Annotated in this window: 19 protein-coding genes; 5 read left to right on the forward strand and 14 right to left on the reverse strand. The window is 41.0% G+C overall.

Features of this window, described 5'->3' with window-relative positions:
• Positions 1-98: 98 nt before the first annotated feature.
• The 3 genes from E5672_RS15970 to E5672_RS15980 are packed head-to-tail and all read left to right on the forward strand — an operon-like array spanning position 99 to position 6,570.
• Entirely contained in the window at positions 99-2,087 is a 1,989-nt protein-coding gene (locus E5672_RS15970; protein ID WP_136783117.1) for a type I restriction-modification system subunit M, read from the forward strand.
• Positions 2,084-3,349, forward strand: coding sequence for a restriction endonuclease subunit S (locus E5672_RS15975; protein ID WP_136783118.1), 1,266 nt, complete (start codon positions 2,084-2,086; stop codon positions 3,347-3,349). Before E5672_RS15970 ends, E5672_RS15975 begins: the two co-directional genes overlap by 4 nt.
• Positions 3,349-6,570: a type I restriction endonuclease subunit R gene (locus tag E5672_RS15980; RefSeq protein WP_136783119.1), complete on the forward strand. Its 3,222-nt coding sequence runs from the start codon at positions 3,349-3,351 to the stop codon at positions 6,568-6,570. Before E5672_RS15975 ends, E5672_RS15980 begins: the two co-directional genes overlap by 1 nt.
• Here the strand turns inward: E5672_RS15980 and E5672_RS15985 are convergent.
• The 11 genes from E5672_RS15985 to E5672_RS16035 form a co-directional block, all read right to left on the reverse strand.
• Positions 6,536-7,270: a hypothetical protein gene (locus tag E5672_RS15985; RefSeq protein WP_136783120.1), complete on the reverse strand. Its 735-nt coding sequence runs from the start codon at positions 7,268-7,270 to the stop codon at positions 6,536-6,538. The genes E5672_RS15980 and E5672_RS15985 overlap by 35 nt on opposite strands.
• Positions 7,267-7,926 (reverse strand): hypothetical protein, encoded by a 660-nt coding sequence (locus tag E5672_RS15990; protein WP_136783121.1) that lies wholly within the window; start codon positions 7,924-7,926, stop codon positions 7,267-7,269. Before E5672_RS15990 ends, E5672_RS15985 begins: the two co-directional genes overlap by 4 nt.
• 449 nt (positions 7,927-8,375) lie before the next feature.
• Complete coding sequence (locus E5672_RS15995) at positions 8,376-8,768, reverse strand: hypothetical protein (protein WP_136783122.1); 393 nt, start codon at positions 8,766-8,768, stop codon at positions 8,376-8,378.
• A 3-nt stretch (positions 8,769-8,771) separates the two neighbouring features.
• On the reverse strand, positions 8,772-10,901 hold the full coding sequence (locus E5672_RS16000; RefSeq protein WP_136783123.1) for a hypothetical protein: 2,130 nt from the start codon (positions 10,899-10,901) through the stop codon (positions 8,772-8,774).
• Positions 10,894-12,426, reverse strand: coding sequence for a site-specific integrase (locus E5672_RS16005; protein WP_136783124.1), 1,533 nt, complete (start codon positions 12,424-12,426; stop codon positions 10,894-10,896). The genes E5672_RS16000 and E5672_RS16005 overlap by 8 nt, the downstream gene beginning before the upstream one ends.
• Entirely contained in the window at positions 12,426-13,634 is a 1,209-nt protein-coding gene (locus E5672_RS16010) for a tyrosine-type recombinase/integrase (protein ID WP_161569407.1), read from the reverse strand. The genes E5672_RS16005 and E5672_RS16010 overlap by 1 nt, the downstream gene beginning before the upstream one ends.
• Positions 13,635-13,818: 184 nt before the next feature.
• The gene (locus E5672_RS16015; RefSeq protein WP_136783126.1) at positions 13,819-14,403 is read right to left on the reverse strand and encodes a single-stranded DNA-binding protein; all 585 of its coding nucleotides are present in this window, start codon (positions 14,401-14,403) and stop codon (positions 13,819-13,821) included.
• 267 nt (positions 14,404-14,670) lie between these two features.
• On the reverse strand, positions 14,671-16,233 hold the full coding sequence (locus E5672_RS16020) for a sodium/sugar symporter (RefSeq protein WP_136783127.1): 1,563 nt from the start codon (positions 16,231-16,233) through the stop codon (positions 14,671-14,673).
• A 353-nt stretch (positions 16,234-16,586) separates the two neighbouring features.
• Positions 16,587-17,726 (reverse strand): galactokinase, encoded by a 1,140-nt coding sequence (gene galK / locus E5672_RS16025; RefSeq protein WP_136783128.1) that lies wholly within the window; start codon positions 17,724-17,726, stop codon positions 16,587-16,589.
• The gene (locus tag E5672_RS16030) at positions 17,719-18,774 is read right to left on the reverse strand and encodes a UDP-glucose--hexose-1-phosphate uridylyltransferase (RefSeq protein ID WP_136783129.1); all 1,056 of its coding nucleotides are present in this window, start codon (positions 18,772-18,774) and stop codon (positions 17,719-17,721) included. Before E5672_RS16030 ends, galK begins: the two co-directional genes overlap by 8 nt.
• A gap of 177 nt (positions 18,775-18,951) precedes the next feature.
• Entirely contained in the window at positions 18,952-19,974 is a 1,023-nt protein-coding gene (locus E5672_RS16035) for an aldose epimerase family protein (RefSeq protein ID WP_136783130.1), read from the reverse strand.
• Between the two features lie 308 nt (positions 19,975-20,282).
• Here E5672_RS16035 and E5672_RS16040 point away from each other — a divergent pair, with 308 nt between their 5' ends.
• Complete coding sequence (locus tag E5672_RS16040) at positions 20,283-21,284, forward strand: LacI family DNA-binding transcriptional regulator (protein ID WP_136783131.1); 1,002 nt, start codon at positions 20,283-20,285, stop codon at positions 21,282-21,284.
• Positions 21,285-21,693: 409 nt separating this feature from the next.
• Here the strand turns inward: E5672_RS16040 and E5672_RS16045 are convergent, their stop codons facing one another.
• Positions 21,694-22,554: a lysophospholipase gene (locus tag E5672_RS16045; RefSeq protein WP_240692258.1), complete on the reverse strand. Its 861-nt coding sequence runs from the start codon at positions 22,552-22,554 to the stop codon at positions 21,694-21,696.
• A 217-nt stretch (positions 22,555-22,771) separates the two neighbouring features.
• On the opposite strand from E5672_RS16045, the gene E5672_RS16050 reads away from it, so the two are divergent.
• Positions 22,772-23,386 carry a hypothetical protein gene (locus E5672_RS16050; protein WP_240692259.1) on the forward strand — a complete coding sequence of 205 codons (615 nt, stop codon included), beginning with the start codon at positions 22,772-22,774 and terminating at the stop codon, positions 23,384-23,386.
• Positions 23,387-23,461: 75 nt separating this feature from the next.
• On the opposite strand, the gene E5672_RS16055 is transcribed toward E5672_RS16050, so the two are convergent.
• Together E5672_RS16055 and E5672_RS16060 are read right to left on the reverse strand one after the other, a co-directional pair.
• On the reverse strand, positions 23,462-24,046 hold the full coding sequence (locus E5672_RS16055) for an HAD family hydrolase (protein ID WP_136783133.1): 585 nt from the start codon (positions 24,044-24,046) through the stop codon (positions 23,462-23,464).
• A gap of 65 nt (positions 24,047-24,111) precedes the next feature.
• Positions 24,112-25,449, reverse strand: coding sequence for an MFS transporter (locus E5672_RS16060; RefSeq protein ID WP_136783134.1), 1,338 nt, complete (start codon positions 25,447-25,449; stop codon positions 24,112-24,114).
• Positions 25,450-25,646 lie beyond the last annotated feature (197 nt).

The raw sequence follows: 25,646 nt of genomic DNA on the forward strand, positions 1-25,646 counted from the left end.
AATATATCTGCAAGTTGCTCAGTGGTATCAGCGGGTTATATAAAAAACTCGCTATACGTAAGCAACCTTACCAGTGACACAAAATAAGTGAAAAGAACATGGAAAGCATTAAAAAAACAGAAGTATCAGATTTATCTAACTTTATCTGGAACGTGGCTGATGCCCTTTGGGGTGATTTCACTCACTCTGACTTTGACAGAATCATCCTCCCTTTCCTACTTCTTAGAAGGCTAGAATGCGTTCTAGCTCCGACCAAAGAAGACGTTCTCCAAGCATATGAAGAAGATAAGGACACTGGTGTTGATCTTGAGCTAATCCTCCCGCTGGAGTCAGGTAAGCAATTTTATAATACTAGTCAGTACTCGCTTGAGACAATTGGCAGCACTAACACCAAAGCCAACCTAGAGCAGTACATTAGTTGCTTCTCTTCAAATGTTAGAACTATCTTCGATGAATACAATTTCATCAACACTATCAACGAACTCGATAACGCAAAACTTCTTTACTACATCACAAACAAGTTTGCTGCTTTAGATCTTAGTCCAGAGACTGTATCTGATCGTGTTATGTCTAATACCTATGAGCAACTTATTCGTGATTTTGCTGCATCTGTTAATCAGAAGGCAGGAGAGTTCATGTCTCCCAGGGATGCGGTTCATTTAACAACACTACTAGTTTTGAATGCTGATGAAGAAATCTTTACTGAAAGTGGTGTTATTAGAACAATTTACGACCCAACGTGCGGTACGGGTGGGTTCCTCTTTGATGCAATTAATGAAATAAAATCAAGAGGCTCAACGGCTAAACTTGTCCCATACGGACAGGAACTTAACCCTAAAACCCATGCCATTGCATTAACGTCTTTGCTTATTCAAGACTTTGACATTACCAATATTAAACAAGGTAATACCCTAAGTGACGATAAGCTGAGTGGGAAACTGTTTAATTACGGTGTAGCTAATCCGCCTTTTGGCATCAAGTGGGACAAGGTGAAACAAGCTGTTGTACAAGAACATGAAAGTCTTGGTTTTGCAGGAAGATTTGGTGCTGGCCTACCTCGCGTTGGTGACGGTTCAATGCTTTTCCTTATGCACCTCGTGGCGAAAATGGAACGTCCTGAAAACGGTGGTGGTCGTGTAGGTATTATATTATCTGGTTCGCCTCTATTCACTGGTGATGCTGGCTCAGGTGAATCTGAGATTAGAAGATGGTTACTTGAAAATGATTATGTTGAAGCAATCCTAGCACTACCAAATGATATGTTCTTCAACACTGGTATCGGTACGTATATCTGGATTCTTTCCAATAAAAAAGCTGAAGAACGCAAAGGTAAAGTACAGTTACTGAATCTTACTGATACTTGGACTCAGATGAGAAAATCAGAGGGTAGTAAACGTAAGTTCATCTCTCGTGAACAGATGGAAGAAATTGTTAGAGAATATGACTTGTTTGAAAATTCATCATCTAAGAACGTTAAAGTATTCAATACCACTGACTTTGCCTATAGAAAAGTAGCTATAAAACGTCCTTTAAGAGCAAAAATCGTTATAACGGAAGAAAAGATACAAACCCTTAAAGATGTTGCAGCGTTCAAAAAACTCAAAGAGCCACAACAAACTACATGGCTAGAGTTGCTTCCAACGCTCATGGGTACACATGACTATGAATATTTCTATGAGTTAGTTAAGCAAAAAAATGGTGAGGAAGGCTTTGGCAAAACAAGCAAAGCCAATGGCAACATGTTTACTGCTCACTTTATGGTACGTGATGAAGATGCAGATCCTGTATTGGACAACAAAGGCAATGTAGTACCAGATACTTCGCTTAACGATTCAGAATCCATTCCATTTGATAAAGACGTTGAAGAATACTTTCAAGAAGAAGTTTTACCTCATGTACATGATGCTTTTATTGACTACTCAGTACGTGATTCAAAGGATGGAGAGGTAGGTATTGTCGGTTATGAAATCAATTTTAACCGTTACTTCTACGAGTACACACCACCAAGACCATTAGCTGATATCGATAATGACCTGAAAGCGTGTGAAGCAAGAATTCAAGCGTTGCTTCAGGAGGTGGCTGAATGATGAAAGCTTATCCTGAATACAAGGATTCTGGTATTGAATGGTTAGGTCAAATTCCTAGAGGCTGGAAAACAAGAAGACTTAAGTATTTATGTAACCTAGAGACTGGAAATAGAGACACACAAGACGCAAACCCTGATGGTGAATACGACTTTTTTGTTCGTGCTCAGAAGGTGGAGAAAATAGATTCATATACACATGAATGCGAGGCAGTCTTGACCGCTGGTGATGGAGTCGGAGTTGGCAAGGTATTTCATTATACGACTGACAAGTTTAGCTTTCATCAACGTGTATATATGATGAACAAATTCAAGGAAGTTGAAGGTAGATACTTTTACTATTATCTATCAACTTTGTTTGCACGAGTGGCTTTAGATGGCGGTGCAAAATCTACAGTAGACTCACTGAGAATGCCTGTATTCAATAATTTTACATTTACCTATCCATCTATAGGAGAGCAACAGTCGATCCTTAAGTTCTTGGATTCAGAAATAAGGAAGATCAACTCACTAGTCCACGAAAAAGAATCCTTCATCAAGCTTCTCCAAGAAAAACGCCAAGCTCTGATATCTCATGCTGTAACCAAAGGTTTAGATGACAATGTGACGATGAAGCCTAGTGGGGTTGATTGGATTGGGGATATTCCTGAGCATTGGGATTGTTCATTTATCAAACGTTTTTGTATGAAAATTACTGATGGTGCTCATATATCTCCAGATACTGAAAATGGAATACATCACTTTATTTCCATTCGTGATATCAAGAATGACAGAATTGACTTTCAAAACTCATTGCTGACATCAGAAGAAAACTATAATTACCTAATAAAAACAGGGTGTAAACCAGAAGACGGAGATGTACTCTTCAGCAAAGATGGAACTATTGGAAAATCAGTAGTTGTGCCTGAAGGAAAAGATTTTGTAGTAGCTTCGTCTCTTATAATTATGAAGGTTGATAAGAAGAGATTGGTTCCTGAATTTCTCGATTTTCTGTGTAAATCAAATCCTGTTCAAGAGCAAGTTAATAACTTTGTCAGAGGCGCAGCGTTAAAAAGGTTGTCTATCACAAATATTCTCAAAATATTTGGCTGCTTTCCACCGTTCGATGAACAGAAAGAAATAGTAAGCACTTTAAAGAATAAGCTATCAAAATTGGATTCTTTGATTAAAGAAACTCGGTCTAGTATTAAACTACTCAAAGAACACCGCACAGCCCTAATCAGCGCAGCAGTAACAGGGAAAATCGATGTCAGGGAGGAAGTATAATGGCAGCACATAATGAAATTCACTTTGAAAGCTATATCGCTGAGAAGCTTGTAAAAGAATCAGGGTGGGTTGAAGGCCATCCTAGTAAGTATGACAAGGAACGTGCTCTATACACCGAAGATGTGATCTCTTGGGTAAAGAAATCCAACCCTGAAGCTTGGGAAAAGCTTAAAAGAAATAACGGTAAAGATACAGAAAGAGTAGTTCTAGACCGCTTAGTAAAAGATCTTGCCCACAAGAACAATGGCACTATGAAGGTGCTCAGAGAAGGGTTCAACGTGGCAGGTGCTGGCGGTAAAATTCTGATGAGTCAAAAAGCTCCTGAAGATGACCGTAATCCTAAAGAATCTGAAAAGTATAGAAATAATATCCTCAGAGTAGTCCGTCAGGTTCAATACAATCCAACCCGAAAGTGGTCAATCGATCTAGTCTTTTTCATAAACGGAATCCCTGTAGCTACCGTTGAAGTTAAGACAGTAAACACCCAAGGCATGGAAGATGCCATCGAGCAATACAAAAAAGATCGCTTACCTACATTCAACGGAAGGCCAGAACCATTACTGACCTTTAAACGTGGTGCAGTAGTTCATTTCGCCCTTACCGAAGACGAAATCCAAATGACCACGAGGTTAAATGAAGAAAATACTTTTTTCTTACCATTTAATAAAGGGAACAATGGTCGTGCTGGAAACGTACCAAGAACAGATGATTACGCCACAGCCTATTTCTGGGAAGAGGTTTGCCAGTTTGACAACTGGTTAAGAATCTTCCACAACTTTGTATATATCGAAAAATCCACCAAAGTCGATAAGTTCGGTATTCCTCAACCTAAAGAAGTTCAAATTTTTCCTAGATATCACCAGCTTGAAGCTGTAAACAAGATGATTGCTGATGCTAAGGAAAATGGTGCAGGTATGCAGTACCTTTGTGAACATTCAGCAGGTTCAGGTAAAACAAGTACCATAGCCTGGACAGCACATGATCTCACAAAACTAAGAGAAGAGAGCGGCAAAGCAATTTTCAACTCAGTGATTATTGTTACTGACAGAACGGTTCTCGATTCTCAGATTCAAGAAGCTGTTCAGCAAATTGACCATCAATTCGGCATGATCGCGGCAATTGATAAAGTTAAATCAAACAAACCAAAGAGTAAGCAACTGGCTGAAGCTCTTGTTAACGGTACACCAATCATCATAGTTACCATTCAAACCTTCCCGTTTGCTATCGAAGCAATAGTGAAAGAGAAGAGTCTTGCTGAACGTAACTTTGCAGTAATTATTGATGAGGCGCACAGTTCTCAAACGGGTAATACTGCCCAAGGACTAAGAGCAGCATTGTCTTTGAAGTCCAAAGAAGATCTTGCAAAAATGACAGTTGAAGAGCTTCTATTAGAGATGCAGAGTTCAAGAGTTCAGCCAAAGAACATAAGTCATTTTGCATTCACAGCTACACCAAAGCATTCAACAATGACGCTGTTTGGTCGTCCTGAAAAAGAAGATGAGCCTATCTCTAAAGACAATAAGCCAAAATCCTTTCACCGATACACACAGAGACAAGCAATTGAAGAGGGCTTCATTCTTGACGTTCTCCAAAATTATACGCCATACACAACAGCCTACCGTCTAGGGAGTATGATTGACCTTAGTGACAAACGTGTAGACAAGAAAATGGCTCGTAGAGCTTTAGGAAGATGGCAATCACTTCACCCAACTAATCCAGCACAGAAAATTGAATTCATAGTCAAACATTTTCAGTCAACGGTTATGGAACTGCTAAACGGTGAAGCAAAAGCAATGGTAGTTACCTCTGGTCGTCCACAGGCTGTTAAATACAAAATGGCGTTTGATGCATATATCAAAAAGCACAATCTTGAAGGTATCAAAGCGTTAGTTGCATTTTCAGGAAAAGTGAAAGGTACTGAATTAGGTGATGATGACGGTACGTATCTCATTGATTACGACAAAGAGTATACCGAATACAACATGAACCCTGATATCGGTAGTAAAGACATTAGAAGTGCTTTCGAAGAGTCCGATTATAAAGTCATGTTGGTCGCTAACAAGTTCCAGACAGGCTTTAATCAGCCTAAGCTAGTGGCGATGTACCTTGATAAGAAGATCAGCGGTGTGGAAGCCGTACAGACGCTCTCAAGGCTAAATAGAACATATCCAGGAAAGGATACTACTTACGTAATCGATTTTGCCAACGAGCCTGAAAACATTTTAGCTGCTTTTAAAATGTATGATGAAGGCGCTGAAATGCAGGATATTCAAGACATTCATGTTGTATACGATATGAAATCTGAGCTTGATGCTGAAAACATCTACCATTCTGAAGACCTAGAAAAATTCAAACAGGCTAATATCGCTTTGTTCCGCAAGGTTCAGAAAGGCGAGCACTTACATAAAAAATTGTATACTGCTACCCAAAGACCAACAGATGTATTCAATTCAAAACTTAAGCAAGTTAAAGAAGCCATAAAGCATTGGGAAGCAGCATACGATAAAGCTCTCAAAGCAGGTGACACTCAGAAACAAGAAGAGACTGATGCCATGCGCTCACAGTATGTGAAAGAGCGTGAAGGCATGATGATGTTCAAATCAAACCTTTCCAAGTTTGTAAGAACATACAACTACATAGCCCAACTTATTGAACTAAGTGATCCTGACTTAGAGAATTTTGCTAATTTTGCAAAGCTATTTGCCAAAAGGTTAGATGGAGTCTCACCTGAGCAAGTTGATCTGACTGGTTTAGTTCTTACTGGTTATAAAATCGACAGGGTTAGAGACCCCAAAGAACCTGAAGAGCCAGATACGCTGAAGCCTATAGACCCTTCAAGACCAAGTGGCCCACCAGATAGAGAAAAAGAATTTCTGGCAGATCTTCTCAAGAGAATGAACGAGCTATGCGGTGACATCTTTAGTGATCAAGATGAGCAGCTACATTATCTCAGGCATATAGCTATGCATGTACTTAAAGACCCAAATGTTAAAGAACAATTGCTTAAGAACAGCAAAGAACAGGCACTCAATGGCGATCTAAGACAAGCGATTACTGTTGCTATTGCTAAGTCCAGAAAAACCTATAATTCGATGTCTAGCCTTTTATTGAAAGACAATCACACAAAAGAAGGCTTTGATAACGTTATGTATGATTATATATGGGCTGCTCTTACAAACGAGGAATCTAGAATCTCTCAAGATCTTTCTCAACATAAATAGTTTTTGTTCCTGTTTTATTAGTGGTTATTACGTCAATAAAACGTGTAACTCTTATAATCTCCTGGGCAAGATAATCTGCGAGTTCTGAGAGTTGATTTTTCTCGCTATTGGCAATATGGAGAAGGTTATGAATCCTGACCATCTCTTCGTAGGTATAGAAGTTTATTTCTTGAGATTCAGAGCTTTCGATTTTCTCCAACAGTGAGTTGAACATTACTTCGTGAAAAGTTCCTTCTGCCTTGAATTTTGCACAAACTAAGCTCGAATAAACTGAGATATGAAAGGGGTCAGAGTTGTCGAAGCCTAGACTTAATTCCGTCTGCATAATATCAAGGTCGTAATCTGCATCTAGCAAGAAGGATAATAAAAAGTCTTGAACTGCCTCTTTGAGTGGAGGTTGGTTGTACCTTTCATCATATTTCTTAACTACATGAATATAATAGTAAATTTTGAATAAGTAAGGTGGCTCAACAACCTTATCAAATTTATTTGTATATTTACCGAGCATAAGCATGAGCGGGTAATTGTTGTTTACATACTCTTGGGCTTCTATTAAGTTATTTGCTGCTTCCTGTATGTTCTTTATGCATTTCTTCTTGCTCTTTACTTCGCTTAATATTGGAAAATCTTTAAACGGATTTAAAGAGAGTAGGGCGTAGTTCTTCTCAAAATATAAATCAACATCAACAGAATCGTTCATAATAGTTCCTTTATCCTCTCATTCAAAAAATAATTGTCTTCGTATTCCATATGCTCTATTGCCATGAGTTCGATTTTTTGAAGAGCTTTCTTAGCAATTTGGCGTTCTAAAAGGCTACAATCTCTCTGCTCAACAAAATCTAAAGTTCTTATCAAAACAATCAGCTTTTGGAGATCGAAGATTTCTTCATCATTACGCCTCAAGTAAAGCCAGAACCGCTCCACAGCATTGATTACCTCTTCATCTCTACAAGAGTCTATTGCTTCTTTTAATAGCTGTTGGAGCGGAACTAACTTTCCCTTCCCCCTCAAGTTGAATCGTAACTTGCACTCAAACGTGTCAATACAAAACGGGCGTTCACTGTACTTTTGAAGATCCATAAGCATCGAGTGCAAAGCAACAGCCAAACCCTCCCCAATTGCGTTATTTGTATAAATACCCTTCATGAATGAGTAAGACATGAGAATGCAGTTTTTTTCAAAAAATGAATGTTTTATTTTATTATTTTCAAACTCTGGAAAGACCAGAAATCTATCGGCTACGTGAGACATGTCGTATTGGTCACAAGCACACGAGACAAGTGAAATTAGTTCCCATGCGTTTTTTAAATCTCGACTCATCTGGTAGTCACTTAACCTGACAATTTCCTGTGCCATTTTGCTCTCCGCTGCAAAGCTTTTGGGGTATATTTATTCGTATTGGTATATGGTGCAACGGGTAATTTTTGAGTTGTTTATTATGATAAAGGCGGAGGGAAAGGGGGGGCAGAAAGTCCCTACTTTAGACTTTTTGGTTCTATTTATAATTATACGAAGGGTAAGAAAGAGTAAATTTTAGTTGTATAAACGGATGCTTTTTATTTTTAACAAATCTATAAGAGCTACTTATAGACAAAGAGCCTACCTAGCTAGTGTCTGCTATTCGCTATTGCGGATGTGGATTTGTAGGTAAAGCTGCCACACGCTACGTGTGTCGTCCTTTACCTCGATATCCCTTATATGTTGGCGCAATATACGAACCTCAAAATCAGTCCATAGCAGCAAGACTTTTGATAATAGCAATTATCATAAGTAACTTTTGTAATTCGAAAATCAACTGATTGTTCTCAGTCCTTTAATTTTGGGATTGGTTTTTCCAGTTGTTGCTTGGTCAACCCATGAGCGGTTGCGTTGTATTGCCACACTATGAACTGCTCTAGTAGTAACTGATTCTGCTTCTTAAGAACCTCATTCTCTTTCGCTAGTCGCTCTATTCTCTGATGAGCAATATTTATACTATTTGGCCTTGCCGTGACTTCGCCCTTTGTTTTCAACCTTTCCTTGGTTTCATTGAAGGTGTTTTGAATCATCGTTTTTCTAGACAGCGCTTGCCTTGTTGTTACTAGCCCAAGCTTTTGCTCACATTCTTTAACAAGCAAGTCCCAGGTCAATTCGTATTGCCAAGAGATTAAAAGGTTTAAGATATTCTCAACATCTTTGTGTTTGAGGTGTTTAGCCAAAAGTTATCTCCCTAGTAACGATTTTAATTTGTTAAGTGCTTCAGAGTTGGCGTTGTCATCGTTGGATTTATCCAGAGATTTTAACTCTGGTTTTTCATTTAAAACCCGCTTCAGGGGAGTAAATTCGTTATCATTCGAAAGCTTAATTATTGCTCCATCTTCTATCTCCTCACTCTCCATCAAACTCACCAACTGCTCCGCTCTCTCTAACCTCTCTGTATGATGTTTTACCCACTTGTCAGCGCCAAAAAATTCTTCTTTAGCAGCGTCCAAAGCTTTCGTTAACTGCTCCTTAGTCCTATCCCTCAAAAATTTTACTCTCTTGAGTTTTTCTTCATCACCTTTCACACATAGATGCTCTGTACAAGACAAACAATCTCGATGCTTTTGGCAAGGCTCCTGAGTGTAATCATGAGTACAAAAACCATACAGAGTTACATGAGCAATTCTCTCTCCAATTTCGTTTAAATCTTTCAGAGTCACAGGTTCGTTTTTAGACGAACGTACAACCAAGTCAGAACTAGAACCAATCCCGACATTCCTCATTTTTTCAACATATTCTGTTGGTGTTACATGGTTGTAAACAGCGTTCTGGGATATGTCTGCCCTGCCTGACCATCTTGCGATCTCAAGCTCTCCCAAAGTTCCCTTTTGAGCCATTGTGTTCAAGTAATGCCTGAACTGATGAGAAGTTACTCTGTACTCCGCACCGAAATATTTCCAGCGATTAAAAATGCTCCTACTGTTTGTTGGTGCAGCGAGGTTGGAGGTCAAAAAATTATTATTGATTACTTCCAATGAATGCATTTGAACACTCATAGTGTCTTGAGTGTTGAGTTGATTAACAAAAAAGCAAAAAAGAGCTTCACTATACTTAGTGATTCTCTTGGCAGAAATATAGGGAAATGTATCAGGCAAGATATGTTCACGAAGTAGCGTGTTGAGCTTTTTTAGAGTGAGGCTAGTAAAATTAGAGTCTGGATTTTCTTTTACACTCCTTTGATATTCGTCCAAAATATCAATAGACCTTTGACGATTGCTTTGACGAGAATAGTTATTAATAGATTGAAGTGTTCTTTTAACCCACGCATTTAGGGTGCTTTTAGCACTGCGGCCTCTTGAGAGACCAAGAGCTAATAATGCATCCGAGAATGTTAAATACTGGTCTTGTCTTTGTGACTTCAAACCATCAACTGGAGGGTATTGATTCGGATTTTCTTCCAAGAACTTCGCTAATTCTCTTGGCTTCTCAGAAATCTTTCTTACCCGATTTATTGCCTCTTCGCATAAATCTGCCATTGTTGCAGGTATTGGTTTGTCATGATGACCGAAACCTTTCTCACCATAGATGTTTAAAAATAGCTCGTCACCTCCAGAGACCTTTTCCTTTCGAACTAAGCAGTTGTGCCTAAGCTCCAGAAGCTCTCCTGTTCTTGATGGAGCCGACATTGCGATAACCACCATCGATGTAACTACAATATCTCTGGGATCTTGTGGATTTGATGAAAATATTTCTGCTAGGGCTTGTAAAGATTCCTCGCTTGGTAATTTGCTTGATGCTTTATTGGCGTTCTCACGATGACCAGTACTGAAATCTTTGTCTCTGGAAATGGGATTTTTCCAAGTTAATGCATGTTTTAACATGCCGTTGTCATTTAGAAACTGACTCAGTTTTTGAATGGCGTTACCGACTCGATATGCTCTACTTGGTGAATAGTTCCCTATCGTCTCACTAGCCGCTTGATCAAGAATATAGCCGTTAATTAACGTTATGCTTGGGGCAACTTTTAGACTCAAAAAGGCCTTATCAAGCATCCTCAGTGCAGCAATTTCAATTACATCTTTTCTGTCATTGATAGTGTGCTCGTATCTAATATACGCCTTAGCAAAGTCACGGATAGCAGATTCAATCCAGTATTCTTCCTTGGCATTCTTTGGATATGCCATCTTTGAGTTCAGACCAGCTTTTAAGAAAGTTACATTTTTCCATTTGCCCCAATCATTTGCCGCCCAATCAAGAGGTTCATTATCCAAGTCAAATGAAGTTAGACTCTTCGCAAACTGAATAAACTTTTCAACTTGCTGTTCTGCATTTAATTCCGCTTTAGGTTTGAAGAAAACGATACTACTCATCGTATTCCTCCGTTGCAGCGTCCTTTATCTCTGCACAACGATCAATCACATTTTGTACAGCAAGGATCGTCCTATCTATTTGACTAGCAATAGTTAAATCACCCGTTATTGCTATTATCTCTTCTCTTTCCCTTAACTTGTCTTCCAAAACCTCATGATGAGGTGCATCCAACCACGGCTCGAATCGGTTGCATGTATAACAAGCGACTGGAGCATAAGCGTTACAAAAGCCTTTCGAACCGCAGTTACCTAGATAATCCTGTCCAGTCTCAGTTCTAATGCGACTTGTCGAATCGTTGCGTCTTGTGGCTTCAGTCTCATCCTTGATGATATGACCAGCAAACGCTTGCGCCAAAGGAGCTAAATATTCGCAGAGTTTTTTGTCGAGTCTTTCTGCAATTTCAGGTGTAGATTCAATATATACACCAGCATTTTGATTATCTTCGTGATCTAATGCCCTAGCTATGGGAGCGACTCCATAGCCCTCCCTTGCCATGTCGCTTCCAACCGTTCTTCTAAACCTTGTCCCTGTAAGGATTAAAGTCCTGCCAGTTCTTTCTGAGATGATATTTAATTGAGCTTGAATGTATTTCAGGTCCTTGTTGAATTGAACATAGTTAGCATGATGAGTTTCACTTATCTCAATCTCAGACTTTGGGGGATTTTTCGAAAATTCGCTGTAATTTGGAAAAAGAGGAAGATCTTTAGCAATGTGGGCAAGACCTATTTCATTAACTACACTCTCATGGTATTTCTCTACCGCCAACATCAAATCATTACTAATCTCAAACTTAGTAAACTGCCCCCTAAATGCACAACCACGCTGTTTACCTCTTGGCATATTCACAAAAGTTCTGCCTTCGGTATAGAAATCACTAAACCGTAATTCAGATATTTGTATCGTGCGAAACCCTCTTTGAACCAGTAGTAATAGATACAAATATTGTCTTAAAGCAATGCGGTCTTCCGAAAGTGCATTATGAGCTTGGTCTAAGATAGCTTTTAATTCTATAGGTGTGAAAGGACCCTGGTCAGGGTCATTGCTCTTAACGGCTCCTCCTTTTTGATTACCTTTAAATTTAATCTTTCTGATAGATTTTATGAAGTCCTCAGTAATCCCGTATATTCCGCTTTGATACCAAAATATTAAAAAACTTCTTATGGTGGAAAGTTGATATTCTCGTTCTTTCCCAAGCACATGCTTGCGAGAATAAAACTGAGATTTATCTAAGATATCGATATCGGGGCTTTCTTTTGCCCACATTGAAATATAAGAGGCAACGTTTGAAACTGTTCGAGATGATCTAGTTCTAGCAAATCCAGCGAGAGCTAACCGAAAATAGGGTTTCAAATCATCACTGAAAGCGTTTACTACTTTTCTCAAGTATAGGTCTTTTCCTTCATAATGCGACAACCGCCAATTGTCCTGTATTGGTACATATGTAAAGCCGTCCACATTACGATATTCCTTATTTAATAACTCTAATAGTTCTGAATCACTGAGCCTTTTTGCGAGCACCGACACTAATCTTCCCCTTCATCTTTTTTCGACATTAACGCTAATTTAATGTCTCTATTTCGTAGTGCTTCATTCGCTTTTTCCCTTGCATATCGTTTATTGTAGTGCTCTTGCGAGTTACCCGTAGAACTCCATCCCATATGGTATGAGCGAATTTGAGCGTCAGTTGCAGCCTTGTCTTCCGCTCCTAAGTGAGAAAATTTTTCATCTATGAGTTTTGAAATTTTGTAGTTCATGTGGTGTCTAAACAGATGGGGGTGCAAACCTGATAAATCTTCTACTTTTCTGTTAAGAGTCCTAAATACAAGATTCAAAGATTGTAACGATAAAGGCTCTCCTTTGTTTCTTTTATGGCTAACGAAAAGAAGTTCATGTCTTTTAGCTCGTTTTGATACTCCCCTATGTTTGGATACATATTCATGCATCAAATCAATTAAGGAGTCGCTTAGAGGAATATTTCTTTCCCTAGTTTTCGTATTTGGTTGAGACAGTCTAGAGTCATCAAGAGCATCGTGCCTTCTTTTTACAGCTAGTTGATTTGATTGAAAATTGATGTCGCTTATTCGTATACCTAACAACTCCCCCCTTCTAATGCCTGTTTCATATAACAGACATACTATTAGTTGATTTCTGACTCTAATCCCTAAGTCAGAAGTCCAAGGATTGTCACTAGAGCTTGGTTCTATAGCGTTGAAAAGAAGCGACAATATTTTATCTGATATCGCTTTCTCTTCTTTTATCTTTTTATATGAATTATCTCTCGGTTGTCTAGTTTTAATGAATGCATCAAGGTCTATTTCGGCTTGTTTTCTCTCTTCTGAACTAGATAAAAAACGGTAGAGAAATTTAAGATAATTCTTAATACTTGCGGCTCTATTTCGGTAAGTTTTCACCGATACGAATTTGTAAGACCTTGGGTGAATGGCAACACCTGAACAAAGGTTAGAAATTGTTGGTTTGTCGTAATTTAGGAAGTCGAGTAACCTTTCTAGCTCCACTTGGTTTAGAAAGTTGCCTTCAGCCAACCTTTGCTCAATTTGAATATCTTGGTTCTTTAACCACTGTATAAAGAGACGGATACACTCTAAGACATTTTTTTTTGTATTGTGAGAAGTATTAAGAAATTCTCTAGATATGTGGAGAGTGGAATAGAAATGTGGAATACCATTCTCTAACAAAACAGGCACTCTTAACCCATTCTGCATTTTGATCATTGTTATTTTACTTAGCACATCATCACCCCACAAAACGTTACACATTTAAATATGTATCACATTATGAAGAGCGGTCAAGTAATCATTACAAGATTTTTTACTCTAGAAAAAACAAAACCCCTTTAAAAAGGGGCTTGCTAACATAAGAGTATTCTTAAACGTTACACTTTATATATTATGACCATTAGAACGGAATATCGTCGTCGAAGTCAAAATCTGGCTCAGCCATTGGCGGGTTCTTTGGCTGACCTTGGTTACCACCTTGAGGCGCTTGATTGTAGCCACCACCTTGGTTTGCGTTGTAGCCGCCCTGCTGACCACCGCCTTGCTGTGGCGCTTGGTTATAGCCGCCCTGCGCAGGAGCTTGATTGTAACCACCTTGGTTGTTTTGAGGACGTTGGTAACCACCGTTACCGCCGCCACCTTCACCACCACGACCGCCAAGCATTTGCATTTGGTCTACGATAATTTCAGTGGTGTATTTATCTTGGCCTTGTTGATCTTGCCACTTACGCGTTTGCAATTTACCTTCAACGTAAATTTGCGAGCCCTTTTTCAGGTACTCTCCGGCAATTTCTGCTAAGCGACGGTACATTGTAAGGCGGTGCCACTCAGTGCGCTCTTGAACCTGACCCTGTTGGTCTTTCCAGCTTTCGCTAGTTGCTAGGCTTAAGTTCGCAACGGCGTTTCCGTTAGGCATGTATCTAACTTCAGGATCATTGCCAAGGTTTCCAACAAGAATAACCTTATTAACGCCTTTCGTTGCCATTGATGTCTCCTGTAACGTTTTTAGTGGCTTGCTGTATAACTCTTATTAGTACGACATCAGCAAGCGCGAAAGTTCATCGAATATTAGCCGATTAGTATACCGTATTTTATGAGGAAAAATTGAAGTTTTTCGCCACATGTTTACGTTACTAACTGCAACACGCTCTAGAACTTAACAAAATTTATTGCCAGCGTCTTCTGAACTTTCGCGTTGTTTTTTGCAAATACAAACAAGGGCGTTGATATTAAAAACGCCCTTTATTATTTACTACCACCACGCAATATAAAACGCAGCGGTAAGGATCACCACAGCAATTGACGCAACGTTAAAACCAGATGTGGTTTTGAACTGGACTTCATTAAGGTCAACCGCATTTTTACTAATCCCCTTCTTCTCTAGCAGAGAAACAACTACAGCCAAAGCAATGCAAAGCAGGAAAACAAGTCCCACACGGTCGATAAACGGCAGTTCTGGCCAAAACAGCCAGAATATTAAGCTTAATAAAAATGAGCCTAGCGCTGCAAGCAGACCACCGTTTGCCGTAGTTTTCTTCCAGAACATTCCCAATACGAACAATGCGCAGATACCTGGCGTAAAGAAACCGGTAAACTCTTGAATGTATTGGAATGCTTGATCGAAATTGCCTAAAAGTGGTTTAGCCACCACCATTGCTATGATAAGCGCTATCAAGCTTACAATTCGTCCTACTTTAACGTAATGTTGCTGCGACTCGTTAGGGCGCTTATCTTTATAAAGATCCATGGTGAAGATAGTAGAAACGCTGTTTGTCATTGATGCAAGTGATGACACAATCGCCGCCACAAGCGCAGCGAAGATAATACCTTTAAGGCCAACCGGCATTAGCGTCATTAGGCTTGGGTATGCTTGGTCCGGCTTAGCTAAGTCAGGCACTATTAGTACTGCTGCAATACCAGGCAACACCACAATAAGCGGCATAAGCAGCTTTAGAAATGCTGCAAACGCGATCCCTTTCTGGGCTTCTTGAACATTTTTTGCCGCCAACGTACGCTGAATAATGTACTGATTAAAGCCCCAATACGACAGGTTCATTATCCACATACCGCCAATCAATACAGAAATGCCCGGCAAATCCATATAGTGCGGGTTGTCTTTTGACAAAATCATGTCAAATTTTTCAGGGAGCTTGTTAGTTAAATCAACAAAACCTTGGATGGCCCCATTACCGTCGCTGATTAAGTTTAACGCGGTATATGACAGGAATAATCCGCCGACGACTAACAGCACCACTTGAATAATATCGGTTAATGCTACTGCTTTCAGGCCGCCATAAAGTGAATAGGTTAACGAGAAAAGGCCTAAGAACATCATGCCGTAAAACATATCTACACCGGCAATAGTATTAATAGCCAAGGCTCCCAACCACAACACTGCAGTAAGGTTAACAAAAACATACACGCCTAACCAAAAGATAGCCATTACCTTACGGACGCGATGGTCGTATCGCTGTTCTAAAAATTGAGGCATGGTGTAGATTTTATGCTTTAGAAAGATAGGTAAGAAGAACTTGCCCACAATAAGCAGTGTAATGGCGGCCATCCATTCATACGACGCTATGGCAAGCCCCAATTGATAACCCGAGCCCGACATACCAATAATTTGTTCAGCTGAGATGTTCGCCGCGATAAGCGATGCGCCAATTGCCCACCATGGCAGGCTTGAACCTGCTAAAAAGTAATCGTTTGTGTCTTTTTGATGGCCCTTCTTTTCGCGCGAAACCCACCACGCAATTCCAATAAGCGCAAAGACGTATACCACGAATAACGTGATATCTATTGATGCTAATTTCATAGTTTTTCCCAAAGTTCTTATTTTGGGTGCGGCGATTATTATGCAGGGTACACAGGTGAAAAATTGTTTTTATTATTCTATTGGTTTTTGCCACACCAGTGTCACGTGATTAAGACGCGTTTTGCAAAACATAATCATTCACTGAGTGGTTTAAAAGCCCACTAATTAACCCATCATGTTTGTGCACGCAGTATTAGTATCACATTTCATTTACTTTTTTTAACTATAAATTTGCACTTTTTGTAAAAAAGCCGCATCAAATAGATGCGGCCCAAGGGACACCAACAATTCTAAAGAATAGGATTGTTTGAAAAAGGGAGAGAGTTGTTTTTAAACATGCTGTTTGTGTATTGCTAGGCGAATGCACCTTGAGTTGCAGTACATACATAGATATCTGCTTGATATCCGGTCTCGTCGAAATATTTGTCAGCCACAACGCGTTTCACAGCATCAACTTTGTCGGTAGGTGCAAGAGCTACTACGCAGCCGCCGAACCCGCCGCCAGTCATACGAACACCACCTGATTTACCTAGCACATCACCTATGATCTCGACCAAATAATCAATTGGGCGTACGGTAATTTCGAAGTCGTCACGCATAGAGATGTGAGACTGCGCCATGGCTTCACTAACCGTTTCAATGTCGCCTGATTTTAGCGCTTGGCTCGCAGTTAAGGTACGTGCGTTCTCAGTAATAATATGTTTCGCACGGCGATAAACCACTTCTGGCATATGCGCTTTAGCGGTTTCTAGCATCTCCATGGTTGCTTCGCGCAACGACGAAACACCCAGTAACGACGCGCCTTGTTCACATTGCTGGCGACGCAAGTTGTATTCACTATCCACCAAACCGCGTTTTACATTCGAGTTAATGATCACGATTTGGTGTGAGTCAGGAAGTGGTGAGTGCTCAATGGCTAACGATTGACAATCTAGCAGCATTGCCATACCTTCATTACCCATGGCAGAAATTAACTGATCCATGATTCCGCAAGAACAGCCTACGAAGGTATTTTCAGCTTTTTGGCCCAACAGCGCAGCCTGTACACCGTCTAATGGCAACTCATATAACGCGCTCAGTGCTTTTAATATAGCCACTTCAAATGATGCCGAACTGCTTAACCCCGCGCCTTGCGGTACATTACCCGTTACCAGTAAATTAGCACCACCAAAATCAGGCATTGCCTCTTTTAGCACTTTCACTACGCCGCGAACATAGTTTGCCCAACCTTGCTCCTCGTCATAGTTAATGTCTGATAATGAAAACTGGTTCTGCTGGTTCTCGTAGTCCATCGCAGTAACTACAATATCGTTATCTTCCCGTTTTGTAGCGGCAACCCAGGTCCCAAAATTGATTGCAGCAGGAAAAACGAACCCTTCATTATAATCGGTGTGTTCACCAATGATGTTCACTCGACCGGGCGCGTGTGCAATCAGAGTAGGCTCATTGCCGTAATGCGCTTCAAATGTAGAAGAAAGTACTTGGTTATCCATTAGCATTCTCACGTTTCTTATAGTGCACCGTAGACAGTGCTTTTAATCTGTCAGCCGCCTGCTCAGGGGTTAAATCTCGTTGTGCTTCTGCCATCATTTCATATCCAACCATAAACTTACGTACGCTTGCTGAGCGCAATAGTGGCGGGAAGAAATGTGCATGCAGTGTCCACTCAGGATGGTCTACATTATCAAATGGTGCACTGTGCCAGCCCATTGAATATGGGAAAGATGTCTCAAATAAATTGTCGTATTTTGCCGTTATCTCACCAATAATTTTGGCAAGTGAAAGCGATTGTGAATCTGACAGCTTATGCAAAGATTGAACGTCAAAACGCGGCAATAACAGCGTTTCAAATGGCCATGCTGCCCAATACGGAACTACCACAACCCAATCTTCGTTTTGGCAGACTACGCGCTCTTGCTTTATCACTTCTTGCTCAGCGTAGTCCAACAACATAGGTGTTTCGTTTTCAGCAAAGTACTGCTTCAGCTGCACTACTTTTCTTGCTGGGTCTGTAGGTATGTGCTGCTGTGCCCATACTTGACCATGCGGGTGCGGATTTGAACACCCCATCATTGAACCTTTGTTTTCAAAAACCTGTACCCAACGATAGCTTTCACCTAGTTCAGCGGTTTGGGCTTTCCACGTATTGACCACATCTAACCGTTCATCATCAGTCAGCTCAGGAAGTGTTTTGCTGTGATCAGGTGAGAAACAAATAACGCGACTGCAGCCTTGTTCGGTTTCAAATTGGAACAGCCCTTTCTTCTCACTGGCCTGCGCAGTGTCTTGTTTAAGCGCGGCGAAATCGTTCTGGAAAACGAACGTGCCTTTATAATCTGGATTAACCTCTCCGTTAACCCGTGTATTCGTTGGACAAAGATAGCAAGTCGGGTCGTAGGAAGGTTTTTGTTCATTGTTCGGCTCTTCAGAAGCCCCCTGCCAAGGACGCTTAGCACGGTGTGGTGATACTAGCACCCACTCTCCCAACAAAGGGTTAAAACGGCGATGTGGATCATTAGTTGGGTCGAACGGAGTTCCCATAATCACTCTCTCTGAATAGACCGGTTACGCTCTAGCATAACACGTTGGTTTAAAACCAAGGGTTAAACGTTTACCCTAGTAATAATATAGCAATAGATACTGTTTATCAATTAACTAACAAAGAAAAATAATTGTTAATTTAATAACAATTATTTTCCTTTTACCGGTTAAGTTCGATCACTCTGCACTGAATTTGTAGCGGATAGTTTCTTTGTACTTTTCGTGTGGTTTGACAAAACAGTTCGGAAATGAAGGTTTATTAGGTGCATCAGGGAAATGCTGAGGCTCTAAACACAAAGCCCCCAACTGGTCATCCTCTGTTAGGCTGCCTGTATAGAACTGCAGGCCTGGAAGACTGGTAAACAACTCCATTGTTACGCCAGTATCAAGGGCTTTTACCACGGCTTGTGGAGTGTTCTCAGATACAGTTTGAAGCACATAGTTGTGGTCAAAGCCTCCCACATTATCAAACAATGGGTGAGAACCCGTTTGCTCAGCTCTTTGCTTTATGGCAGTGAGCGTCGTGAAATCAAAGGGGGTATTGCCGACATCGAGCAAATCACCTGTTGGCAACAAGGTACTATCTGCATCAGTGACTTTTTTAGCATCAATCTGCAATAGTGTGTTACCAACCTTCTCTTCATTGCTTAACGTGAAGTAGGCGTGCTGTGTAAAGCTAAGCGGCGTTTCTTTATCTGTGGTTGCTGTAATAACTAAAGATAGTTCGTTATCTTGGTTTAGCGTATAACAGGCCTCAACAGTGATGTTACCTGGAAAACCACCTTCACCATCATAGCTGGCTAATGAAAAAGTTACGCTGGCGCTATCAGACGATTCTTGTGTTTTCGCTTCCCATACTTTTTTGTGAAAGCCAGCAAGCCCGCCATGTAGATTATGGTCACCACCGTTTTTATCTAGCCTGTACTGCTTATCGTTTAAAGTAAATGTGCCGTGCCCAATTCTGTTCGCGAAGCGCCCTACAATAGCGCCGCGATAACTAGGATCGTCGATGTATCCTTGCAACGTATCGAAGGTTTGCACGCAGCTTATTAACTCGCCTTTAGCATTTGGAAAGTGAATTTCCTTAATAATTCCACCGTAGTTAAGCAGCGTAACTGTCATAGCGTTGTTATTAGTTAACGTAAAAGCATTTACCGCGTTGCCGGCTACTTCACCAAATGTAGACACATTTATTTTCATAACAATTTTTTTACCTTCTCAGGTGCTAAATAATATGATTCAGGCTATCAATCGAGTACGTTCGCAAAGTTTCGGGATAGCGATAGCATTTATAACGCGTAAAAGGTTATACGTTTTCCGCTCTTTTTGACAGGGGTTTAGACTATAACTAGATTTGGTAATACCACTTCATCGTCTTATCTCGTTTATAAGAGTAATTGCATAGCAACAAAGCGTGAGATTTTTACCTTTTTTTGTAAATATAATGTACGCTATGGCAATCAGGCCATATGGCCCTCAATGCATTACAAAACAAAGTTTAAGAGAAAATGGCAACAATAAAAGATATAGCCCAAGCCGCCGGTGTTTCTTTAGCGACTGTATCAAGAGTTATTAATAATGGGCCGAAAGTAGGCAACGATACCCGACAACGCGTTAAAAAAATCATGGAAGAGATGGGATATCGTCCCAACGCGAATGCGCGGGCCCTTGTTACAAAACGCAGCGCCTCGTTGGGCGTAGTTATTGCCGAATTGCATGACCCCTTTTTCGCCATGCTAGCTCATGGCGTCGAGTCGATAACTCGAAAAAATAATGTACAAATTCTACTTAGTGCCGGCTCAATAGAAAAAGAGACCGAACTACGCGCCATTGAAACCCTGCTTGAACATCGTGTTGAAGCCATGGTTGTGCACAGTAAAGCACTTGATGACGAAACCCTAATTGGCTTTGCAAGACAAGTACCGGGCTTTGTTCTAATTAACCGCTACATTCCAGAAATAGCGAACCGCTGTGTATGGCTCGATAACGTGACCGGTGGGCGGCTTATGGCTGAATACGCCATTAATCAAGGCCATGAACATGTGGCGGTGATAAGCAGTCAATATCGCATTGACGATCCTAACCATCGCCTTGAAGGGATTAGAAACGCTATCGATAGCGCAAAGTTAAGCTTACCTGAAAGCATGATTGAATACGCCACACCTGATCAAGAAGGTGGAGAATTGGCGATGCAAAACTTGCTAGCCACCGGCGCTAAGTTCACCGCTGTATTGGCCTATAACGACGCTATGGCGTCTGGCGCGATGACCATGTTGCAGGACCACGGTATCTCTGTTCCTGAACAAGTTTCTGTAATGGGCTACGATGATGTGCTGCTAGCTAAATACTGTCGACCTAAATTAACTACTTTGCGTTATCCTGTTGAAATGATGGCCGCGAAAGCTGCCGAGCTGGCGTTAAAGTACGCGTCTGGGAGTAAACCAGAAGAAGGCTTAACCTTTAAGTATACGCCAACAGTAGTTAAACGAGATTCAGTAGTAAGGGTTTAGCTGTTCGCTTTTCTTTCAGAAATTAATAAACCAAAAAATACCCGCCTATGGCGGGTATTTTATTTAGTCATTACTAGACCGGATTGATGCGCGATTAATCGTAATTCGCTTTATAGTTGAGCAACTGTGTTCTAAAAATTTCATAACGCGAAACTATTGACAAAAATACACGCTTGATCGTTTTGCTTAAGACTTTTATCCCCAATAGAGAAAATTGCCTGATCCTGCACAGCGTTACGATCAAAAACTATCACGATCAACAATAATGGCTCTACAGCGCTTGATTTAACTGATATTTCGTGATCCGACCAGAAAGTCCCCGCAAGATCGTGATCTGTTGCTCTATATTGCTATTAACAGACTTACCAACAAGGTTTTCCACTACTTATCCACAGTGAGTAAGGTTGGCTTATTGAGTGAATCTTGCTAAAAATTGCTTGTACTGCGCTATAGCATAGTCGCTTTTTAGCGTCGCGTTATGAGTAGCGCCTGGAATAACCGAAATATATTTCTCGCTACTTGATGCATCTTCTAGTAACTGCTGACTAATAGGGTAAGGCGTTATCTTGTCTTCCTCACCGACCACAAGCCACAAAGGGCCTTCATAATGGCGAAGAATTGGTGCTATTTGCATACTGTGAACTTCGTCGTGAAGTTTCATGTTGGTGAAAGAATTAGAGAAACCCGGCACCATATTGGCAATTAAATCAGAAATGTTGTTGAAAGCCCCGTCCAGTACCAAAGCGTCTATTTTTCGATTGGCCGCAACATAGCTTGCGAAATAACTGCCTATTCCTCGACCGTGAACAATAGTCGGAATGGAAGCATCAAACGCACTTTCTACATAGTCAAATTGAGTTAACGCGTCTTGCTTAATAGCGTTAATACTTAAATTCTTTGCTTTATCGCTGGCTCCTACTCCCTGATAGTCAAGCCACAGTATATTTACGGGCAACTTACCCAACCTGTGAATTACGCTATTATTTTCGCTTACCGGCATACGGTTGTCTGCGAAGAAAACAATGTTAACAATAGGGTCAGGATATGAAACAGCGACACCTCTTAACGTTAATCCAGTTTCATTTTTCACTTCAACACGGGTGATGCCCGCTGAGGTTTTGTCTTTTTGAATAGCAGCGTGCAGCTTTGTGGTATCTAAGGGCTTCTGCTGAGTGTCTTGATAAAAAAAGGCTGAAGGTGAAACGTTAATTGCGCACCCTATTAATGTAACACTTGCAAATACACTGATTACTGCGTTTTTAAAGGTCATAATTTAAGAACTTTCCGTGTTGTATGGTAATTGCGAAATTTATTTATAGGTTATAAATGCCTGATGGTCGTATTACTGGCCAAATTTCACACGCTACTATGCTAAACAAGCTGTAACAGTTTGCAACAGTTGTTATGTTTCTTCGCGCTATAAACTTTCTTATACTCAAGTCTATATTACTTGCATAATTTACCTGCATAAAACAAACAATAATTTAATGAAAAGTAGAACATTTTCCATGTCTTACGCTACATCACCAGCTCGACTCATTTTTGCCTGCTGTGCCCTACCCTTGCTTATTGCCTGCGAGTCTACGCCACCCGAGCTTGATTCATCGTTAATTCCTGAGTCGCAGAGAAAAGATTATCAGCTAACCATGTCTAAAGCGAAAGCTTGCCCAATTAACTTGGCAGAATTAATCGATATGCGGTCGAGTAAAGACTTGCTCGTTGGAAGCAGTAATGTAACAGAAGACACGCTCTATTCACTGTTACAGCAAAGCTTAGAAGCGATGAATGTCAGCCCAGATATTGAAGCAGCCACAAGCGTTAAAGTAATACTAAACCGCGCGTTTGTAAAAAGCTTAGGAAGCAATATGGTTGCCACCGTGGTGCTTAATGTTTTATACAAACCTGATAATGCCGATGAGTATTCACCCGCCGCCACTTTCAGAGGGCAAAGCGTAAATGTAAATGTCAGTGTCAGTGAAAAAGAGAGCAGTCAGATTGCTATCGATGCCATGAAAACCGCCATTCATGATGCCACCAAACGTATAAAGTCTTCACTATTACCCAACTGCGGAAATACGCTAAGCGAACTAGAGGCGGTATAAGCATTAAAAACTATGATACTGGACGCGATTGAGTGAGCGTAAGCCCTAGGCTCGAACTTTCAATCAGGAGAAGATTCAGTAGATTAGACGCGTATTTTTAACCATAAAGCACGCCATGCCGCCGTCAACCGCCGCTTTTCTACCCATGTCGGTATCTTCAAACACCACACAATGCTGTGGTGCTACCCCCATTAGTTCTGCCGCACGCACAAAGGTTTCAGGGTGAGGTTTACCTTGAGTGACATCATCGGCTGTAACCAGCGCAGATAATTGGGCTAGCAGGCCGTGTTCATTTAACACCATTTGCGCATGCTGCCTATCTGAGCCCGTCCCCACTGCAATGGGCATGCTTCCTTTATAGTGATTAAACACGTTAAGGGTATCTTGAATAAGCCTTGGCACATGGTCTAGCCCTTCAAAGGCCTGTTTTTTATATGAAGCAACCTCTGCTGGATCGTGGCTTTTTCCATACTTTGCATTCATAAGATGTACGGTTTCAAAGGTAGGAACACCACCTAAACTGTATTGATAGTCTCGGTCAAAGGGATAACCAAACGCATCGCACGTAAGCTGCCACGCATCAATATGCGCCCCCATTGAATCGACCAAAGTGCCATCCATATCAAAAATAATGGCTTTGTAGCTGCTTAGGTCAATCATGGTTTTCGCTTCCTTTTCAAAAATGGTGTGGTGCAAACCTTTCATGGTTGCAATGAGATAAGCAACTATGCAGACAATACGTCTCGCGCTTTTACGGCGTCGAAATCACGATCAACTTTTAAGTATACCGCGCTATTTTGACTGTTTAATGTCACTTCCAGTACACCCGGCACCAGCAATAGGTCGGCCTCAATGCTAGAAGCATTTGAACTATCAAACTCTGCGTTCATCATCACGCGCTTTACCCGACTCACTTCTTTAACACCAAGAATAATGAACAGCCAAAGCAGAGTACTAGCAGCGCCGATGCCATAAGCGAGTTCTTGCGACCAAATATCGGTAACTAAGCCTGAAATTACACCACCTAAAAACGCGCCAAAGAACTGAAAGCTAGCGTAAAGACCCATAGCCGTTCCTTTTTGGCCCGCTGGTGCAATACTCGACACCAACGCGGGAAAATTCGCTTCTAAATAGTTAAAGCCAGTAAAGAAAAGAACCACGGCAGCACAAACCCACCACCAGCTATGGTCCTCTAAACTCAGCGCCAAAAACGCACCGCCCATTAATACAACGCCAGTTACAAGGAGCGATTTAGGCGTACGGCCTCTTGCTGCTCCCATCATTATGATTAGACCTACAATTGACGCGCCTAAAACGGGTAAGTAAACCGTCCAATGGCTATCTAACGTCATATCAAAGTTCAGTAGCGTTACGGGCAGTTGAACAAACAACAGCGTTATCATCATGTGTAGAATCATCACACTTATATTTAAACGCCATAACTGAGAAGAAAAGACCAAACGCTTTAGCTGGTCTTTTTGCGGGAGTGTATCACCACTGCTCAGCTGCACGCCGTTTGGCACTACCCATTTAACCAACGGCATGCAAAGAATGGCCAGAATACCAGTAATACCAAACACGCCGGCAAGCCCGTAGCTGTTCGCAATAAGTGGCCCTAAAATAACGGCTAAATAGAATGAAAAGCCAATGGCAATACCTATAATAGCTAACACTTTGGCTCGCTGACTTTCCCGGCTGACATCGGTAGCAAGGGCCATTATCGCACCTGCAATAGCTCCAGCGCCTTGAAGAATACGCCCAACAATCATCATAACCATGCTGTCGGCGTTTGCTGCTACAAAGCTTCCTAATGCAAAAACAGCAAGCCCTAGCAAAATAACGGGTTTACGCCCCCATTTGTCAGACATCATGCCCATAGGAATTTGCAGCGCAGCCTGAGTTAGGCCATATCCACCCACTGCAAGCCCTACCAATAGTGGAGAGTAGTCAGGGTAGTCCATTGCGGCTACAGCCAACACGGGCATAACCATGAACAACCCCATCATGCGTAATACGTAAACGGAGGCGAGTGCAAGCGCGGCGCGTAATTCCAAAGCGTTCAAAGCGTCTGTTTCCCTCAATAAATAAAATCAAAAAAACATAAAAGCGCGCAGAGAACACCTGTTTCTGCTGCATTAAGAATAAGGTCGCGAAGTGTAGCATAAATTGCATTTATGCCCACTTACCTTAAATTCGATTAATACAATTGGCATTTTCTTCCACTCGCGAGGTTGATTTAGCCCATTTACCTTAATAAGAG

Source organism: Alteromonas portus (assembly GCF_005117025.1).
Classification (GTDB): domain Bacteria; phylum Pseudomonadota; class Gammaproteobacteria; order Enterobacterales; family Alteromonadaceae; genus Alteromonas; species Alteromonas portus.

Coding starts and splice junctions, on each gene's coding strand:
- E5672_RS15970 (WP_136783117.1), top strand. CDS start 99: ATGGAAAGCATTAAAAAAACAGAAGTATCAGATTTATCTAACTTTATC.
- E5672_RS15975 (WP_136783118.1), top strand. CDS start 2,084: ATGATGAAAGCTTATCCTGAATACAAGGATTCTGGTATTGAATGGTTA.
- E5672_RS15980 (WP_136783119.1), top strand. CDS start 3,349: ATGGCAGCACATAATGAAATTCACTTTGAAAGCTATATCGCTGAGAAG.
- E5672_RS15985 (WP_136783120.1), bottom strand. CDS start 7,270: ATGAACGATTCTGTTGATGTTGATTTATATTTTGAGAAGAACTACGCC.
- E5672_RS15990 (WP_136783121.1), bottom strand. CDS start 7,926: ATGGCACAGGAAATTGTCAGGTTAAGTGACTACCAGATGAGTCGAGAT.
- E5672_RS16000 (WP_136783123.1), bottom strand. CDS start 10,901: ATGAGTAGTATCGTTTTCTTCAAACCTAAAGCGGAATTAAATGCAGAA.
- E5672_RS16010 (WP_161569407.1), bottom strand. CDS start 13,634: ATGATCAAAATGCAGAATGGGTTAAGAGTGCCTGTTTTGTTAGAGAAT.
- E5672_RS16015 (WP_136783126.1), bottom strand. CDS start 14,403: ATGGCAACGAAAGGCGTTAATAAGGTTATTCTTGTTGGAAACCTTGGC.
- E5672_RS16020 (WP_136783127.1), bottom strand. CDS start 16,233: ATGAAATTAGCATCAATAGATATCACGTTATTCGTGGTATACGTCTTT.
- galK (WP_136783128.1), bottom strand. CDS start 17,726: ATGGATAACCAAGTACTTTCTTCTACATTTGAAGCGCATTACGGCAAT.
- E5672_RS16030 (WP_136783129.1), bottom strand. CDS start 18,774: ATGGGAACTCCGTTCGACCCAACTAATGATCCACATCGCCGTTTTAAC.
- E5672_RS16035 (WP_136783130.1), bottom strand. CDS start 19,974: ATGAAAATAAATGTGTCTACATTTGGTGAAGTAGCCGGCAACGCGGTA.
- E5672_RS16040 (WP_136783131.1), top strand. CDS start 20,283: ATGGCAACAATAAAAGATATAGCCCAAGCCGCCGGTGTTTCTTTAGCG.
- E5672_RS16045 (WP_240692258.1), bottom strand. CDS start 22,554: ATGACCTTTAAAAACGCAGTAATCAGTGTATTTGCAAGTGTTACATTA.
- E5672_RS16050 (WP_240692259.1), top strand. CDS start 22,772: ATGAAAAGTAGAACATTTTCCATGTCTTACGCTACATCACCAGCTCGA.
- E5672_RS16055 (WP_136783133.1), bottom strand. CDS start 24,046: ATGATTGACCTAAGCAGCTACAAAGCCATTATTTTTGATATGGATGGC.